The following is a 16,155-nucleotide window of genomic DNA, read 5'->3' on the forward strand; positions in this document are numbered from 1 at the left end:
ACTGATTCCTAATATTAAAGGTTAAAGATTAATTCAACATTAACAAAACCAGCCTGAAAGTCATTAATTTCGCGTTATTCTGTGAATTTTTTGTGACTTTACTGTGCGCCGGATACAATGACATAAAATGACCGAAAACAGCACGGAATCAGGCGGACCCGATCACATATATTGTTGATAACAGCAGCCGCATTCACACCTCCCGGATATTGATAGCCATTAAGTATAGCTAAATCTGCCACAGATAAAGCTGGCATGTCATTCACCTCCTCTCATTTTTGATACTAAAGCTATACATAAACAGACATTTACGGTATAAATATGGCATAAACCCATAAGAATGATTCGTTTATGTTTACTTTATAAAAGAGTGTTATATATGTATAATGAAATGTAGTAGTAAAGGGAGGTAAAGGAACATGTTTCAGATACTGGTTGCGGAAGATGACAAGAATACCCGAAGGCTGATGGAAGCTGTACTGAAGGAACACGGCTACCATCCCATCCTGGCATGCGACGGACTGGAAGCCTTGAAATTATTAGATACCCACCATGTGGACCTGGTTATCCTGGACATCATGATGCCAGGCATGGATGGCTACGAGCTCACCAGACAGCTGAGGGCAACAGATTACACCCTGCCCATTCTCATGGTCACTGCCAAGCAGCTGCCGGAGGACAAACGGAAGGGGTTCATTGTAGGAACAGACGATTATATGACAAAGCCTGTGGATGAGGAGGAAATGATTCTGCGCATCCGGGCATTGCTGCGCAGGGCTCAGATTGTGAACGAACGGCGCATCACCATCGGTGATGTGTGCCTGGACTACGACTCCCTGACCGTAAGCCGCGGGAATGAAAGCCAGACTCTCCCCCGCAAGGAATTCTATCTTCTGTATAAGCTCCTGTCCTATCCCGGCAAGATCTTCACCCGCATCCAGCTCATGGATGAGATATGGGGCATGGAATCCCAGTCGGACGACAATACCATCAATGTACACATTAACCGGCTCCGGAAGCGTTTTGAGGATTACCCTGAGTTTACCATCGAAACCATACGCGGTCTGGGCTACAAGGCGGTGAAAAATCTATGAGACGCAGGACAAACCATAAACCGCTGGGAACCATGACCCTCATACTGACCGCAGGCATCTTCTTAATCATGCTCACGGTCATGACCCTGCAGGGATTTTTGATGTACCTTTACTGGAGGATTTTCTACCAGGCCAATATCCCCATTCCCCAGTTCTGGCGCCCCATTCCCCTGCTGGCCGTGCTCAGCGCCGTGGTTGGGGCCGGCCTTACCCTGCTCCTGAGCCGCATTCCTCTCAAACCCATACGGGACCTGATTGAAGCCATCAACCAGCTGGCGGACGGCAACTTCAAGGTGCGCATCCACCTGGATCTGAACCGTGAATTTGAACGTCTCTCCGAAAGCTTTAACCGCATGGCCCAGGAACTGGAGAACACGGAGCTGCTGCGCTCTGACTTCATCAATAATTTTTCCCATGAATTCAAGACTCCCATCGTATCCCTGAGAGGCTTTGCCAAAATATTAAAAAACGACGGCCTCACAAAGGAGGAACGGGACGAATATCTGGACATTATCATAAGTGAATCCAACCGCCTGTCCCAGCTCTCCACTAATGTGCTGAACCTGTCCAAGATAGAAAAAATGAGCATACTGTCCGATATGGAGTCCTTTGACCTGTCGGAAGAAGTACGCCAGTCCGTCCTGCTGCTGGAATCAAAATGGCAGAAAAAGCAACTGGAACTGTTTATTGATTTGGACGAACTGGAATACCGCGGAAATAAGGCCCTCCTAAACCAGGTATGGATCAATCTGATTGACAACGCCATCAAATTTTCTCCTCAGAACGGAAAGATAAAGCTGAAGCTGCATAAGAAGAAGGACCAGGTGGTATTCCAGATTCTGGACAATGGATGCGGCATGGATGAGGAGACGAAAAACCACATATTTGACCGTTTCTACCAGGGAGACAGTTCCCATACCGCAGAGGGAAACGGCATCGGCCTCACGGTGGTGGAAAAAATCGTGCACCTGCACAAAGGGCAAATCCGGGTCATCAGCGAGGCAGGTATCGGCACCACCTTTACAGTAAACCTCCCCATTATCCCGCCTCCTTCTGCCCTGTAAACATTTTGAGGATTTCCCCGGTAAATTTACTTTGACATACCGTGTTTTTTCTGATATGATGACTGTACTTTATAAAAAGGAGGGCGTTTGATGTATTTTTCCATTCGTTTAAGATAAACAGCAAGTAAATAAAACCTGATATGTTTTTTTTGTTATGTCTGTTTTACGGATGAGATGCAGATACGCCTGATATAGCTTCATGTAATATATGAATTGCCCGCCGCTGACCCCGGGGACAGTTTGTTTTCTACATACAGGCAAGGCAGATAGAACCGTAATGGCTTTATCTGCCTTTTATGCTGTGTTTATGTTGTATGCTGCCAAACTGGGTTTGGGAGAAACCAGGCAGAACAGGACAGCCCTGTCAGGTCTGACACAGAATATGGAAAGGATCGTATAATATGAATGATTATTCAAAATGGAAACAGAAATTTCTGACCATTGCAGCTGGCCAGACTGTGTCCCTGATCGGAAGCTCTGCTGTCCAGTTTTCCCTGATTTGGTGGCTGGCCAGCGAGACCGGTTCTCCTATGATGATGGCATTATCCGGCCTGGTGGCATTTCTGCCCCAAATCTTCTTAGGCCCCTTTGCCGGGGTACTCCCTGAGAAGTACTTTGCAGGAATCATCCGTCCATACAGTGCCGCAAAGCAGGCAGAGTTAAGGCTAACACCGCAATCACCAAGGCTGCCCCGCCGGATATCAGAAACCAGTTCTCGATTCCCAGCGGACCGGCCAGGGCTCCTGACAGCACCAGTCCCAGGGGCATTGCCACCATGCTGATGCTGCTGGACAATGACAGCGCCCTGCCCAGGTATTCTCCCTGAATTTTAATCTGATAAATAGATGTCTGTACCCCAAAATAAAAGGGTACAGAGACTCCCATGAAAAATGACAGGAATACAAAGACATAAAAACCGTTTGGAGGCAGCAGACCGGTTACCAGGGTCCCGGCTCCATATATGCCTATGGACCCGGCGATTGCCTTTATCTTGTCTATCCGTCCTCCCCATATCCCCAGGGAAACAGAGCCAACCAGGGTACCCACTGCAAAAACAGTCTCCACCAGCCCCGATTCCCTGACGCCGCCGTTAAAGTAGGACATGGTAATCAGCGGATACAGGGTTCCTATGGAGAAATATATGACTGCATACAATGCGCCAATCACCAGAAGCTCCCGCATTCCGGGCACACTGCGCATGACGCCGTACCCCTCCTTAACCTCCCCCAGGAGATTTGTCTTGTCCTTATCTTCCCTGGAAATCGCTGGTATATCCACTGCTGTCAGGGTTGCCACTGCAAAAATCGCTCCTAACACATCCAGCATCAGGATAACTTTCAGCGGAAACACGCTGTACAATACAGCCGCAATGGCAGGACTGGCTATCATGGACGCAGATTCAAAGCTCTGCGAATACCCGGCGTATTTTGTCAGCTGGTCCTTTGGTATGATGGACGGCATGATGGCCTGAAGGGACGGGGCGTAAAATGCATTGCCAATGCTTCGGATAAATAATACAATGAAAATCATCCAAATCGGAATGTCTCCCCAGATTCCCGAAACAGCCAGCGCCACACAGGCTGAGGTCATCACCAGGTCCGAACATATCATGATTTTCTTCCTGTCATGCCGGTCAATCAGTACGCCGATGAACATTCCAAGCACTGCCTGGGGCAGGAACCCCGCCAGCGTTGCAAAGGAAAGGACTGCCGCTGACTTTGTTCTTCCGGTTATATACCATATGATTGCCATTTGTACGATGGAGCTGGTCAGGGTTGATATTCCCTGGCCGGTCCAAATTGTAAAATACTTCTTTCTCCATCCCGCAAACTGCTGTTCCATGGATGTTCCGCTGCCTCCTCTCCCACTCTTTCATTGTCACCTTTCAGCTGTCACCTTTTCGCTGTCACATCTATTCGCTGTCACATATCTATTCTCCGCCACACATCATCCGGCCGCCGGAATTCATATCCCCTCCCGCTCAAACATCTCCTTCAGTCTGAGCGCGTCCTCCAGCGTATTCTTCCAGCCATCCCGTTTCATATCCGCACGTCCCTCCGCCGATACCAGGACCTCTTCCTCCTCCAGAAGCATTCTCTGCAGGTCCGGGTGTTCAAAGGACGCTGCGCCGGTCAGATATCCCTGGCTGTTGACTACACGGTGGGCCGGAACTTCTCCGGCCAGACCGCGGTTCAGCGCATATCCCACCTGTCTTGCGTTTTTCGGTTTTCCGCAGAGCAGGGCGATTTGACCATAGGTGGCCACCTTTCCTTCCGGTACCGCCCTCACTGTAATCCCCACCCTTTTATAAAAATCCATCTTTCTCCTCCTCCGGCAACAGACATTCTCACTTCCACCAGCTCCTTCAAAACAAGCTAAAAAAGCCTGCCAACGGACTCCTCATTATAAAAACATACCAACATTGTACCATGGTACGCATCATTTTAACAGACCGAATAAAAACCAAAGAAAGCAGAATAAAAATCAAAGAAAACCCGCAGGACAAATCCCTATAACACAAGGACCGCCTCTGCGGGCTTTCTTACTATATATCGCACATTCATTTGCCCGGGGAACAGACAGGCGTCAGCCGGTCCCTTTTACTTCCCCTGTCCATAATAAGCATTTGGCCCATGCTTGCGCATGAAATGCTTATCCTGCATACACTGGGGAGCCGGTCCTGCCTGGGGATTGATGAGTTCTGTCATGAAATTCATTCTGGCAATCTCCTCCAGCACAACGGCATTATGGACAGCCTCAGCCGCGTCCCTGCCCCATGTAAAGGGGCCATGGTTTTTACACAGCACAGCCGGAATGTAAACAGGGTTTTTCCCCTGGAAGGTCTCAATGATGACCTTTCCCGTATTTTTCTCGTAGCCTTCCTCGATTTCCTCTGCCGTCAGGTTCCTGGCGCAGGGAATCTCACCGTAAAAATAGTCCGCATGGGTGGTGCCGTAGCAGGGAAGAGCCCTGCCCGCCTGTGCCCAGGCCGTTGCGTGTGGGGAATGGGTATGGACAATACCGCCAATCTCCTTAAACCCATTGTACAGCTCCACATGGGTGGCGGTGTCAGAGGAAGGGTTCATCTCCCCCTCCACCTTATTGCCCTCCAGATCCATAACCACCATATCAGATGGCTTTAACACATCGTAATCCACCCCGCTGGGCTTTATGACAAACAGTCCCTTTTCCCGGTCAATGCCGCTGACATTTCCCCAGGTGTAGGTGATAAGGCCCCTGCGGGGCAGCTCCATATTGGCTTCATATACCTTTTGCTTCAGTTCTTCTAACATAGTCTGTATACGCTCCCGTTCCTGTTAATCCTTCTATACTCCACAGCCTGGCCGCTCAATCCTTCATATGCTCCACAGCAGCCTTCTCAATGGCAAGGCCCTCCGCATACCGCTTCATGAATGCCTCGAATCCTTCCACATCCTCCTTCACAGGCTCCATTCTGGTTCCCTTGTCACCGGCAAAAACCTTGTGGGCCAGGTAAGCGTCCAGGGTCTCGCCTTCTCCCCTGCACCGCATGTAAGAGGCCAGCAGCGCAATGCCCCAGGCGCCGCCTTCCCCGGCTGTCTCCATGACAGATACCGGCGCGTTCATGGCTCCTGCCAGGATTCTCTGGCCCACGCCCTTTGTCTTAAAGAGTCCGCCGTGGCCCAGAATGCTGTCCACCTTCACATGCTCCTTCTTAAGCAGGATATCCATACCTGTCTTAAGAGCGCCCAGGGAGGTGTACAGGTGTACTCTCATGAAATTCGCCAGGTTAAACCGGCTGTCCGGTGTGCGCACAAACAGGGGACGGCCTTCCTCAAAGTGGGTGATGTGCTCCCCTGAGAAATAGTTGTACGCCAGCAGGCCGCCGCAGTCGGAATCTCCCTCCAGAGCCTTGCTGTAAAGGGTTCCAAAGAGCTGGCTCATGTCCGCCTTCATGCCCATGGCCTCTGAGAACTCCTTAAACAGGTTCACCCATGCGTTCAGGTCCGATGTGCAGTTATTGCAGTGCACCATGGCTACCATATCGCCTGCCGGCGTGGTCACCAGGTCAATCTCCGGATATACGTGTTCCAGCTCCTTCTCCAGCACCACCATGGCAAACACGCTGGTGCCGGCAGACACATTGCCGGTGCGGACAGCCACGCTGTTGGTGGCCGCCATGCCGGTGCCCGCGTCGCCCTCAGGCGGACACATGGGAATGCCTGCTTTCAGGTTTCCGGACGCGTCAAGAAGCTTTGCGCCTTCTTCCGTCAGGACGCCTGCGTCCTCTCCCGCCACCAGGGCCTTCGGCAGGATGTCCCGCAGCTTCCACGGGAAATTCTCCCCTGCCACCAGTTGGTCAAACTGCTCCACACGCTTCTGGTCAAAATCCCTGGCATGGATATCCACCGGGAACATGCCCGCCACATCACCGATACCCAGAACACGTCTGCCTGTCAGCTTCCAGTGCACATATCCCTCCAGCGTAATGAGGTAGTCGATATCCTTCACATGCTCTTCCTTATTGAGAATGGCCTGGTACAAATGAGCAATGCTCCATCTCTGGGGAATGTTGTACCTGAATACCTCTGTCAGCTTCCCGGCGGCAGGGCCTGTGATGGTATTTCTCCAGGTGCGGAAGGGCACCAGAAGTTCACCTTCTTTATTAAACGCCATATAACCGTGCATCATGGCCGAAAATCCAATGGAACCAATGGTGGTCAGGGTGATGCCGTAGGTTTTCTTCACATCCTCAGCCATTTTGCCGTAGCAGTCCCGGACGCCGTTCCAGATGTCGTCCAGGGTATAGGTCCAGATGTGGTCCACGTACCTGTTTTCCCAATCATGGCTGCCGGAGGCAATGGGTGTGTGGTCCTCACCGATAAGGACCGCCTTAATCCTGGTGGAGCCCAGCTCTATGCCCAGGGAAGTATTTCCATGCTCAATCTGTTCTTTTATCTTATTTATATCTAAACTCATGAATTGCCCCTCCACTTGCTTATTAAGGCTACCTATAAGCCGCCGCATTCCAGCGGAGCTCGTTCTTAAGCCCGCGGATGGTGGTATCCTTGTCAATATAGACCGTTTCAATGCCCATGGCGTCTGCCCAGTCTCCCATCTGCTCTGCCGTCAGGTCATAGGAGAATGCAGTATGGTGGGCGCCTCCTGCCAGAATCCAGCTTTCAGCCCCGGTTGCCAGGTTGGGCTCCGGCGTCCAGAATGCGGTTGCCACCGGAAGCTTGGGCATCGGCTTTTCTGTCTTTTTGCATTCCACATCGTTGATAATCAGGCGGAACCTTGTGCCGAGATCCACTAAGGATGTGGCGATACCGCGACCTGTCTTGGATGTGAATACAAGCCGGGCCGGGTCCTCCCTGTCGCCCATGGACAGCGGGCAGGCTTTGATGCTGATTTCCCCGTCCGCAATGGTGGGGCACACCTCCAGCATATGGGCTTCCAGGATTCCTTCCTTGCCGGGCACTAGGTTGTATGTATAATCTTCCATGAAAGAGGTTCCCTTGGCGTCCTTCATGCCCTGGGTCATAATCTTCATCAGCCTGACCATGGCAGCCGTCTTCCAGTCGCCCTCTGCGCCGAATCCGTATCCCTTTTCCATGAGACGCTGGATAGCCAGGCCCGGAAGCTGCTGCAGCTCTCCCAAATCCCCAAAGTGGGTGACGATGGCGTGGTAATCCTTCTCCAGCAGGAACTTCTCAAGGCCAGCCTCAATCTGGGCCTGTACCGCCACATGGCGCTTAAATTCCTCCGGCTCCCTGCCCTCCAGCAAGATAGTGTACTTGCTGTAATACTCGTCCACCAATGCCGTGATATCTCCCTTTGGCACAGCCTTCACATATTCGGCCAGCTCATTGACCGGATAGGCGTCCACTTCCCAGCCGAACTTCATCTGGGCCTCCACCTTGTCGCCTTCGGTGACAGCCACATTCCTCATGTTGTCCGCAAATCTCGCCACCCTTACATGGCTGCTCTCCATGATGCCTACCGCGGTGCGCATCCAGGCTGCTATGCGGCCCACCACCTTTTCATCTCTCCAGTGGCCCACAATAACCTTTCTCTCAATACCCATGCGGGTTACCATATGGCCGTATTCCCTGTCTCCATGGGCGGACTGGTTCTCATTCATGAAATCCATGTCAATGGAATCGTAGGGAATCTCCTGGTTGAACTGTGTATGGAAATGCATCAGGGGCTTTCTGTATTCCTGCAGTCCCAGAATCCAGGACTTGGCCGGTGAAAATGTATGCATCCAGGTGATGACGCCCGCGCACTCCTCATCCGCATTTGCCTCGTTGAAGGTCCTGCGGATCAGCTCATTGGTAATAAGTGTGGGCTTTAACACCACCTCATAGGGCAGGATGCCTGATTTATTAAGACTGTCCACAATGATTCCCGAATGCTCCGCCACATGCGCCAGGCACTCATCTCCATAGAGATCCTGTGAACCTGTACAGAACCAGAACTTATAATTCTTTACTGCTATCATATCTCTCATCCTCCTTGATTGTCAGTTAAAGCAATTGCCGGTTAGATATCCTCCGTCTGATCATCTTCCTCATCATCCGGAATTTCGCCATACTTAATATATTCGCCTTTTATAAATTTCTTAAGAGACCAGCCGGCCAGAAATGCACCTATGACGCCAAAAAGAACCCCACAGCCCAGCTGTACCATCTTGCCTCCCCCGGCAGGTTTTAAATACTCCTGCAGCAGGCCAAAGGCCAGGTATACCAGATAGCCTCCCGCCACCAGACGCAGCATTACGGTTATCTGAGTCGGTTTCGCGGCACTTTCTTCTCTCTTTGCCTCCTTTTTCGCACCCATTACATTCCCTCCTTACGCGGCCGTTCCAGGACCTTTACGGAATCCCGTTCAATAATATCCGAATCAAACAGATAGTTACCGTCAAAGTAGGGATTCTCAATCATACTTATCATGTTCTCTGCAGCTTTCCTGCCCAGGGCCTCCATGGGGTGGGGGAAGGAGGTAAGCTTTACGCTGGCCAGGGTTGCCAGGTCCGAATTATCAACGCTGACAATGGACAGCTGGTCCGGTATGACAATGCCCCGCTTCTCGCAGAGACCTGACAGCACATACGCCACCTCATCGTTGTAGCACACCACTCCCGTACAGCCCTCCAGCCTGTGGAACAGGTAATCCGACCACTGGTCCAGGTCCAGGAAATCTTCCGTGTCCAGCCATACCACATTGGCATCCTTTACCTTGATTCCCGCCTCCAGCATGCCTGACAGGAACCCTTTGTACCTCAAATGCCCCTGTCCGTCGTCGCTTTTGAACACGCCTCCGATGTTTTGGTGACCGTTCTTAATCAGATATTCCACGGCCTTCTTGCCCACCTGCTCGTCGTTCATGGACACGCAGGGCAGCTCCAGTTCCGGATACCGGCTGTTGAAGAACAGAATCGGGATTCCCCGTTCCTTAAGCTCCTGGTAGTAATGCAGGTTTGGATTGGGGAGAGCGCTTTTGGCCGGCTCCACAATCAGTCCGTCTATGATGTCTTTGTCGATAAGATTATTCAATATGTCCTGTTCCCTGCTCACCCGGTTGCCGGTGAAGGCAATCTGGGTGGTGTAACCTCTTTTTGAGAGAACCCTCTCGATTCCTCTCACCACAGGAGGGAAAATATAGCTGTCCACATAGGTACTGATTACAGCGATGTTCATGTACCGTTCCTGGCGCTCCGTCTTGCCGTTGCCGCCCACATAAGTACCGCTTCCCCGCACCCTCATGACCAGCTTCTGCTGCTCCAGAATATCCACGGCATGGCGCACCGTCTGGCGGCTCAGCCCGAAACGCCCGCTGAGTTCATTCTCCGAAGGCAGCTTCTCGCCCACCTTCAAAGCCCCGCTGTTAATGTTGTCCAACACCCAGTTATAGACTTCCTTATATTTCAGCTCCTGTGTACCCATAATCAAAACCTATCCTTTTTTCCTCTTTGATAACAAGTCTACCGTAACTGCACCTAAAAGTACAGCGCCTTTTACGATTTTTTGGATATCGGTGGACCATCCATAGAGGGACATGCCATTGTTCAGAATACCCATGATGAAAGCACCTACCACGGCTCCGATGATGGTTCCGATACCGCCGCTGGTGGCCGCGCCGCCGATGTAGCAGGAGGCGATGGCATCCATCTCGAAACCGTCTCCGGCCTTGGGGGTTGCGGATGCATTACGTGCGGAAAGCACGATACCTGCAATGGCACTTAAGATACCCATGTTGGTGTATACCCAGAAGAACACTTTCTCAGTATTGATACCGGAAAGCTTTGCCGCCTTGGCGTTGCCGCCCAGGGCGTATATCTGGCGTCCGGCAACGGTCTTGCTGGTGATGAAATGATACAGGCCAACCAGAACGCCCATGATTACCAGTACAAACGGTATGCCGTTGTAGCGTGACAGCTTGTAGAAGAAGAACCATACAATCATCAGTATGACGGCTTCCTTTATAATAATCTGCCACAATGGGTTGATGGGGAAACCATATTTCTTCTTGGTGTTAATGCTCTTAAGCTCTGCCATGATCACCAGTACCGTGGCAATGCCTGCCACAATAATGGAAACCACGTCCAGGGTGCCGTTTCCAAAGGGAATTTTCATGGTTGGCAGGAAGCCTGCGCCGATGTAAGTATAGCTGGTGGGAAGGGGTCCCTTTGTCTGGGCCTTTAACAGGGTGTATGTAAGTCCGCGTCCCATAAGCATGGTTGCCAGGGTCACGATAAAGGGCGGGATGCTCAGCTTGGATACGAACAGCCCCACGAACATACCGGCCAGAACGCCTACTGCCAGGGCAGCCAGGATGGCGACCCACATATTGGTGTGGTAGTCAATCATCAGGATGCCTACGGTTGCGCCGCACAGGGCCACGATGGAGCCGACACCCAGGTCGATGTTGCCTGTCAGCACACATAACAGCATACCGACTGCCAGGATGACCACATATCCGTTCTGCATGATCAGGTTGTTGATGTTGGCCGGCGACATATTCTTTCCGCCGGTCATGACTGCGAAAATCAAGAACACCGCGATTAAAGCAAGTACCATGCCATACTGCTTCATATCAATATTAACTGTTTTCTTCTTATCCATCTCTACGCTTCCTTTCCATTATCCGCCATAATACATTTCATGATTCGTTCCTGGGTTACCTCTTCCTTGGTCAGTTCTCCTGCAATCCGTCCTTCGTTGATCACATATACACGGTCACAGGTACCGATTACCTCCTGCATCTCAGAGGAGATGACGATTACCGCTTTGCCTGACTTTGCCAGTTCATTGATGACGCAGTAAATCTCATACTTGGCGCCTACGTCGATACCCCTGGTAGGCTCATCCAGAATCAGCACATCCGGCTGTGTCAGCATCCACTTGGCGAGAACCACCTTCTGCTGGTTGCCGCCCGATAAGGAGCCAACGGTCTGGTTAATGGAATTAGACTTGATGTTAATTTTCTTCTTGTAATCCTCCGCAGCCAGAATCTCATCATTTTCATTGAGAACGCCGTTCTTGGAAAAGAAATTCCTCATGGCGGACAGGGTCATGTTCCACTTGATATCCTTGATAAGCACAAGTCCATAGTTCTTCCTGTCCTCGGACACGTATGCCAGCTTGTTGTTGATGGCGTCCTTTACGTCCTTTATATGTACTTCCCTGCCGTTTATCTTAATGGCGCCGCTGATTTTCTGTCCGTAGGACCTGCCGAATATACTCATGGCCAGCTCGGTCCGTCCCGCGCCCATAAGTCCTGCCAGGCCCACTACCTCGCCTTTGCGCACATGAAGAGAAACGTCCTTGATGATTTGTCTCTGGGCGTCGTCGGGATGGTACACATTCCAGTCCTTTATCTCGAAAATCGTATCACCAATTTCACAGTGCCGTTCCGGGTAACGGTTGGTCAGCTCGCGTCCCACCATGCCTTTGATGATGCGGTCTTCCGTAAAATCATCCTTGCCCTTCTCCAGGGTCTCAATGGTCTTTCCATCCCGGATAACCGTAATGGAATCTGCCACGTAACTGATTTCGTTCAGCTTATGGGAGATAATAATGCAGGTGATTCCATGGGATTTAAGGTCCAGCATGATGTCCAGAAGCCGGCGGCTCTCTTCGTCGTTGAGCGCGGCTGTGGGCTCATCCAGAATCAGCAGCTCCACCTTTTTGGCCATGGCCTTGGCAATCTCTATCAGCTGCTGTTTTCCCACACCCAGGCTGCTGATGGGCGCGTTCAGGTTCTCGCCTCCCAGTCCAACCTTTTCAAGCATTTCCTGGGCCTTCTTATGGGTAAGGGTCCAGTCAATGATACCCTTGGCTGCCTTCTGCTCGTTTCCCAGAAATACGTTCTCAGCCACCGACATGTACGGGCTTAAGGCCAGCTCCTGGTGGATGATAACAATGCCCTTTGCCTCGGACTGCTTGATGCTGTGGAACTGACACACATTGCCGTTATACACGATATCCCCGCTGTATGAACCAAAGGGGTAAACGCCGGACAGCACATTCATCAGGGTGGACTTTCCAGCCCCGTTCTCTCCGCACAGCGCATGGATCTCTCCGCGTTTTACCTTGATATTGACATCGTCCAAGGCCTTTACGCCCGAGAATTCCTTCGTGATGTGGTTCATCTCCAAAATATATTCGGACATCTTTTCAACTCCTTTTCTTGAAAAATACTCTGTAAAAAGCGCAATCGGGCGGCGGAACCTATGCCGCCGCCCGAATCATCTTTACTGTGCCAGCTGCTCCTCTGTGTAGTAGCCGCCGTCTACGATAATTTCCTTATAGTTGTCCTTGTCTACTGCTACCGGTGTGCACAGGTAAGCAGGAACCACAACCTTGCCGTTGTTGTACTGTTCGGTGTCGTTGATTTCCGGCTCCGCGCCTTCCAGAACAGCCTGTACCATGGTTACGCACTTCTCAGCCAGGAGACGTGTGTCCTTGTAAATGGTTGCTGTCTGGTAACCGGAGATGATGTTCTTAACTGCCATCAGCTCAGCATCCTGTCCTGTAATCAGAGGCCAGTCCTCGCCAACCTTATAGCCGGCGCCTTCCAGAGCAGCCTTACAGCCGTATGCGAAACCGTCAAACGCACTTGCGCAGATGTCTAACTTCTCGTCAGCATAGAAACCGGTCAGGTAGTTCTCGCAGTTCTGCTGTGCTGTTTCCTGGGACCATCTCAGGATACATGTATCCTCGAAGGAGGTACGTCCGGACCTGCAGACCAGTGTCCCGTCATCCAGGTATGGCTGAAGGACTTCCATCAGTCCGTTGTACAGGAACAGAGCGTTGTTGTCATCAGGTGAGCCCATGAAGAACTCGATGGTGTAGGACTCGCCGGCTGCCTTGGCTGCGTCTAAGTCCTTTGCTTCCTTTATGTAGTTGCCGATTGCAGTACCAACTCCCTTGTTGTCAAAGGTTGCATAGTAGGAAACTGCGTCGGTATCCATCAGAAGACGGTCATAAGCAATGATGGGGATGCCTGCGTTCTTAGCCTGCTCCTCTGCGTTTACAAGTGCGGAGGAGTCGATGGATGCGATTACCAGACAGTTAACGCCGGACGCAATCATGTTCTCAATCTGGGAAACCTGCATCTGTACATCATCCTCTGCATACTGAAGGTCTACCTCATATCCGAGAGCTTCCAGCTGCTTTTTCATGTTGGCGCCGTCGTTAATCCAGCGCTCGGATGACTGTGTAGGCATGGCCACCCCTACCTTCTTGCCTTCCCCGGTTGCTGCCTTGGCTGCCTCTGCAGCCGCGTCAGCTGCCGCGGCGGAATCTGCCGCCGCTGCTGTGGTGTCCCCTGCCGCTGCCGCTGTGGTTGCCGCTGCCTGCTGTGAGCCGCCGCATCCTGTTAACAGTGAAGCTGCGATTGCCGTCCCCAGAATCATGCTTATAATTTTTCGTTTCATATGTTACCTCCCATGGTTTAATTTATACATACAACTTGTGTACATGTTCACAAGCTTGTACTTTCGTTAATTCAGCTAACCCTTGTCCCATTCCCCCCTGGTTCATTTGAATTATTTTGCATTTTTGTAGATTTTACTCCATCTTCATTGTGAGTTTCGCCAATATTTCTTGCGTTTTTCTTTAAATACACTATACATTTTTGTTCTATTTTTGTCAATAGGTATTTAGAACTTTTTTATATTTTTTATTATTGTACGTACAACTTTAACGTCATTTTTTCCATTTTCACCCAAAAGCGACTCGTTTCACCATGTAAATAGTTCCGAATCCTGTTCCCCGGACGCAAAATCGAGTAGGAGGAAGGCGATTATTTCGCCTTCCGACCTCTCACACCACCGTACGTACCGTTCGGTATACGGCGGTTCAATCAACTTAACATGTAACAGCCTTTTCGGCGTAGTAGTCTTCCATGGATACAAGACCAAACTTAGCTAGTCTCTCTTTACTGATACAAATGTGGAGATTCCAGCTTCTGCACACTCTGGCATATCCTTTGGCATATGAAATGCCATGTGCCGCATTTGGCGGCAGACCAAGTTTGATAAGATTCTTTTCCCTGTTCTTTGGCGTTTTCCAGTGTTTCCATATGCACATGCGCAGTCGATACCGAATCTGTCCGTCCATTTTTGCGCACAGCCTTTTCATGCTTCCGATTTTGAAATAATTTATCCACCCTCGGATAAGCCGGTTGAGTTTCCCAATTTTATAACCATTGCCCACTCCCCAGCTCCTGCTTGTATATTTCTTCATCTGCGCCTTGAACTTTGCTGCCGCTTTCGGGTGTGGTCTGGCTTTGTACCCTTTGGCAAATGAGTCATAGTAAAATCCAAACCCCAGATACTTAATGCCCTTTGGTTTATCAACCCTGCTCTTTTCCGCGTTCACTTTCAGTCCAAGCTTTTCCTCTATAAACCGAGCCACGCTCTTCATTACCCGCTCTGCCGCCTGTCTGCTCCCGACCATTATAATAAGGTCATCTGCATACCGGACGAAATCCAGCCTCCTTGCTTCCAGTTCTTTGTCCAGCTCATTTAACATGATATTTGCTAACAGCGGCGAGATATTTCCACCCTGCGGTGTGCCGACTACCGTATCTTCATACTCATCATCAATCATTACGCCGCTGACCAGAATCTTTCTTACCACCGATATGACATCTCCGTCCTTTATTGTCCGTCCGAAAATCGTCATCAGCTTGTCATGGTCTACTGTGTCAAAGAATTTCGCTAGGTCGATATCCACTATCCAGTTGTGTCCGTCATTCATCATTTCCAATGCTTTAAGGACTGCCTGCTGTGCACACCGCTTGGGTCTGAATCCATAGCTGTGGTCGTGAAACTGCTCCTCAAATATCGGGGTAAGCACCTGTGCCACCGCCTGCTGTACAAAGCGGTCTACTGCTGTTGGCACTCCAAGATTTCTTGTACCACCATCGGGTTTGGGTATCTCCACCCTGCGGACTGGCTTCGGCTTATACTTCCTCGTCCGCAACTGTTCCTTAATGTTTTCGCCGTTTTCCGAAAGATATGCGCCAAGTTCTTCAACGGTCATCCCGTCCACGCCTGCCGCTCCTTTATTCCTTACGACTTGCAGATACGCCGCATTTAGATTATCCCTGCTTAATATCTGCTCCATGAGACTGCTTGTGTCCATGCGTTGTTTCCTTTCTGCCCCTTTTGCCTTTGCCGCCTTTGAAGTCATCGACAGGCGTATGCTCCGGCTACGAAGTGGAACGTACTTCAACTGATTGATTGTTCAGCCCTTCGCTCCGTCCCCATTACAGGAACTTCCTCACTACTATGGCTTCTGCTGACTTCTCACAATTCGTTGTTACTACGGCTAATGAGACCGCCTGTGAGACCTCCCCAGTTAAGGTGCGTGTTCTTTTCCTCCATGTACCTGCCGCATTTACTCGTACTTCCGGCAACCTTTTGGACTTCAGTGCCTTTTGCCACCTTATCCGTATTTCCGAGCCTTATATGCGGTTCCTGTCCGTCAGGTCAGAGGTTTGCT

15 protein-coding genes are annotated in these 16,155 nt (G+C 50.7%); 2 read left to right on the forward strand and 13 right to left on the reverse strand.

Features of this window, described 5'->3' with window-relative positions; all coding sequences use genetic code 11:
• Positions 1-98: 98 nt before the first annotated feature.
• Positions 99-257, reverse strand: a complete 159-nt coding sequence (locus LA360_RS10700; protein WP_022202249.1) for a hypothetical protein — start codon at positions 255-257, stop codon at positions 99-101.
• 162 nt (positions 258-419) lie between these two features.
• Here LA360_RS10700 and LA360_RS10705 point away from each other — a divergent pair, with 162 nt between their 5' ends.
• Together LA360_RS10705 and LA360_RS10710 are read left to right on the forward strand one after the other, a co-directional pair.
• Positions 420-1,094, forward strand: a complete 675-nt coding sequence (locus LA360_RS10705) for a response regulator transcription factor (RefSeq protein ID WP_002584259.1) — start codon at positions 420-422, stop codon at positions 1,092-1,094.
• Positions 1,091-2,158, forward strand: coding sequence for a HAMP domain-containing sensor histidine kinase (locus tag LA360_RS10710; protein WP_022202250.1), 1,068 nt, complete (start codon positions 1,091-1,093; stop codon positions 2,156-2,158). Before LA360_RS10705 ends, LA360_RS10710 begins: the two co-directional genes overlap by 4 nt.
• Positions 2,159-2,567: 409 nt before the next feature.
• Here the strand turns inward: LA360_RS10710 and LA360_RS30425 are convergent, their stop codons facing one another.
• The 12 genes from LA360_RS30425 to ltrA form a co-directional block, all read right to left on the reverse strand.
• Positions 2,568-2,786, reverse strand: a complete 219-nt coding sequence (locus tag LA360_RS30425; protein ID WP_022202251.1) for a hypothetical protein — start codon at positions 2,784-2,786, stop codon at positions 2,568-2,570.
• Positions 2,783-4,000 carry an MFS transporter gene (locus LA360_RS10720; RefSeq protein ID WP_022202252.1) on the reverse strand — a complete coding sequence of 406 codons (1,218 nt, stop codon included), beginning with the start codon at positions 3,998-4,000 and terminating at the stop codon, positions 2,783-2,785. Before LA360_RS10720 ends, LA360_RS30425 begins: the two co-directional genes overlap by 4 nt.
• 123 nt (positions 4,001-4,123) lie before the next feature.
• Entirely contained in the window at positions 4,124-4,477 is a 354-nt protein-coding gene (locus LA360_RS10725) for an MGMT family protein (RefSeq protein ID WP_022202253.1), read from the reverse strand.
• A gap of 281 nt (positions 4,478-4,758) precedes the next feature.
• Positions 4,759-5,451 (reverse strand): L-ribulose-5-phosphate 4-epimerase, encoded by a 693-nt coding sequence (locus tag LA360_RS10730; protein ID WP_002584264.1) that lies wholly within the window; start codon positions 5,449-5,451, stop codon positions 4,759-4,761.
• Between the two features lie 55 nt (positions 5,452-5,506).
• Positions 5,507-7,117 (reverse strand): xylulokinase, encoded by a 1,611-nt coding sequence (locus LA360_RS10735; protein WP_022202254.1) that lies wholly within the window; start codon positions 7,115-7,117, stop codon positions 5,507-5,509.
• A gap of 28 nt (positions 7,118-7,145) precedes the next feature.
• Positions 7,146-8,642, reverse strand: coding sequence for an L-arabinose isomerase (gene araA, locus LA360_RS10740; RefSeq protein WP_022202255.1), 1,497 nt, complete (start codon positions 8,640-8,642; stop codon positions 7,146-7,148).
• Between the two features lie 41 nt (positions 8,643-8,683).
• Positions 8,684-8,980 carry a hypothetical protein gene (locus tag LA360_RS10745; protein ID WP_002584267.1) on the reverse strand — a complete coding sequence of 99 codons (297 nt, stop codon included), beginning with the start codon at positions 8,978-8,980 and terminating at the stop codon, positions 8,684-8,686.
• Entirely contained in the window at positions 8,980-10,086 is a 1,107-nt protein-coding gene (locus LA360_RS10750; RefSeq protein ID WP_022202256.1) for a GntR family transcriptional regulator, read from the reverse strand. Before LA360_RS10750 ends, LA360_RS10745 begins: the two co-directional genes overlap by 1 nt.
• Positions 10,087-10,095: 9 nt before the next feature.
• Positions 10,096-11,265 (reverse strand): multiple monosaccharide ABC transporter permease, encoded by a 1,170-nt coding sequence (gene mmsB / locus LA360_RS10755; RefSeq protein WP_065550989.1) that lies wholly within the window; start codon positions 11,263-11,265, stop codon positions 10,096-10,098.
• A gap of 2 nt (positions 11,266-11,267) precedes the next feature.
• Positions 11,268-12,815: a multiple monosaccharide ABC transporter ATP-binding protein gene (gene mmsA, locus LA360_RS10760; protein ID WP_022202258.1), complete on the reverse strand. Its 1,548-nt coding sequence runs from the start codon at positions 12,813-12,815 to the stop codon at positions 11,268-11,270.
• Positions 12,816-12,896: 81 nt separating this feature from the next.
• Complete coding sequence (chvE, locus tag LA360_RS10765) at positions 12,897-14,081, reverse strand: multiple monosaccharide ABC transporter substrate-binding protein (RefSeq protein WP_065550987.1); 1,185 nt, start codon at positions 14,079-14,081, stop codon at positions 12,897-12,899.
• A 433-nt stretch (positions 14,082-14,514) separates the two neighbouring features.
• Positions 14,515-15,795, reverse strand: a complete 1,281-nt coding sequence (ltrA, locus tag LA360_RS10770; RefSeq protein ID WP_002578445.1) for a group II intron reverse transcriptase/maturase — start codon at positions 15,793-15,795, stop codon at positions 14,515-14,517.
• Positions 15,796-16,155 lie beyond the last annotated feature (360 nt).

Source organism: Enterocloster clostridioformis, assembly GCF_020297485.1.
In the GTDB taxonomy this organism is placed as follows: domain Bacteria; phylum Bacillota; class Clostridia; order Lachnospirales; family Lachnospiraceae; genus Enterocloster; species Enterocloster clostridioformis.

Bases quoted from the DNA above. Each gene is read 5' to 3' on its own strand.
- LA360_RS10735 (WP_022202254.1), bottom strand. From the start codon at position 7,117: ATGAGTTTAGATATAAATAAGATAAAAGAACAGATTGAGCATGGAAAT.
- mmsA (WP_022202258.1), bottom strand. From the start codon at position 12,815: ATGTCCGAATATATTTTGGAGATGAACCACATCACGAAGGAATTCTCG.
- LA360_RS10750 (WP_022202256.1), bottom strand. From the start codon at position 10,086: ATGGGTACACAGGAGCTGAAATATAAGGAAGTCTATAACTGGGTGTTG.
- LA360_RS10730 (WP_002584264.1), bottom strand. From the start codon at position 5,451: ATGTTAGAAGAACTGAAGCAAAAGGTATATGAAGCCAATATGGAGCTG.
- LA360_RS10745 (WP_002584267.1), bottom strand. From the start codon at position 8,980: ATGGGTGCGAAAAAGGAGGCAAAGAGAGAAGAAAGTGCCGCGAAACCG.
- LA360_RS30425 (WP_022202251.1), bottom strand. From the start codon at position 2,786: ATGATTCCTGCAAAGTACTTCTCAGGGAGTACCCCGGCAAAGGGGCCT.
- mmsB (WP_065550989.1), bottom strand. From the start codon at position 11,265: ATGGATAAGAAGAAAACAGTTAATATTGATATGAAGCAGTATGGCATG.
- LA360_RS10725 (WP_022202253.1), bottom strand. From the start codon at position 4,477: ATGGATTTTTATAAAAGGGTGGGGATTACAGTGAGGGCGGTACCGGAA.
- araA (WP_022202255.1), bottom strand. From the start codon at position 8,642: ATGATAGCAGTAAAGAATTATAAGTTCTGGTTCTGTACAGGTTCACAG.
- LA360_RS10705 (WP_002584259.1), top strand. From the start codon at position 420: ATGTTTCAGATACTGGTTGCGGAAGATGACAAGAATACCCGAAGGCTG.
- LA360_RS10710 (WP_022202250.1), top strand. From the start codon at position 1,091: ATGAGACGCAGGACAAACCATAAACCGCTGGGAACCATGACCCTCATA.
- chvE (WP_065550987.1), bottom strand. From the start codon at position 14,081: ATGAAACGAAAAATTATAAGCATGATTCTGGGGACGGCAATCGCAGCT.
- LA360_RS10720 (WP_022202252.1), bottom strand. From the start codon at position 4,000: ATGGAACAGCAGTTTGCGGGATGGAGAAAGAAGTATTTTACAATTTGG.
- ltrA (WP_002578445.1), bottom strand. From the start codon at position 15,795: ATGGACACAAGCAGTCTCATGGAGCAGATATTAAGCAGGGATAATCTA.
- LA360_RS10700 (WP_022202249.1), bottom strand. From the start codon at position 257: ATGCCAGCTTTATCTGTGGCAGATTTAGCTATACTTAATGGCTATCAA.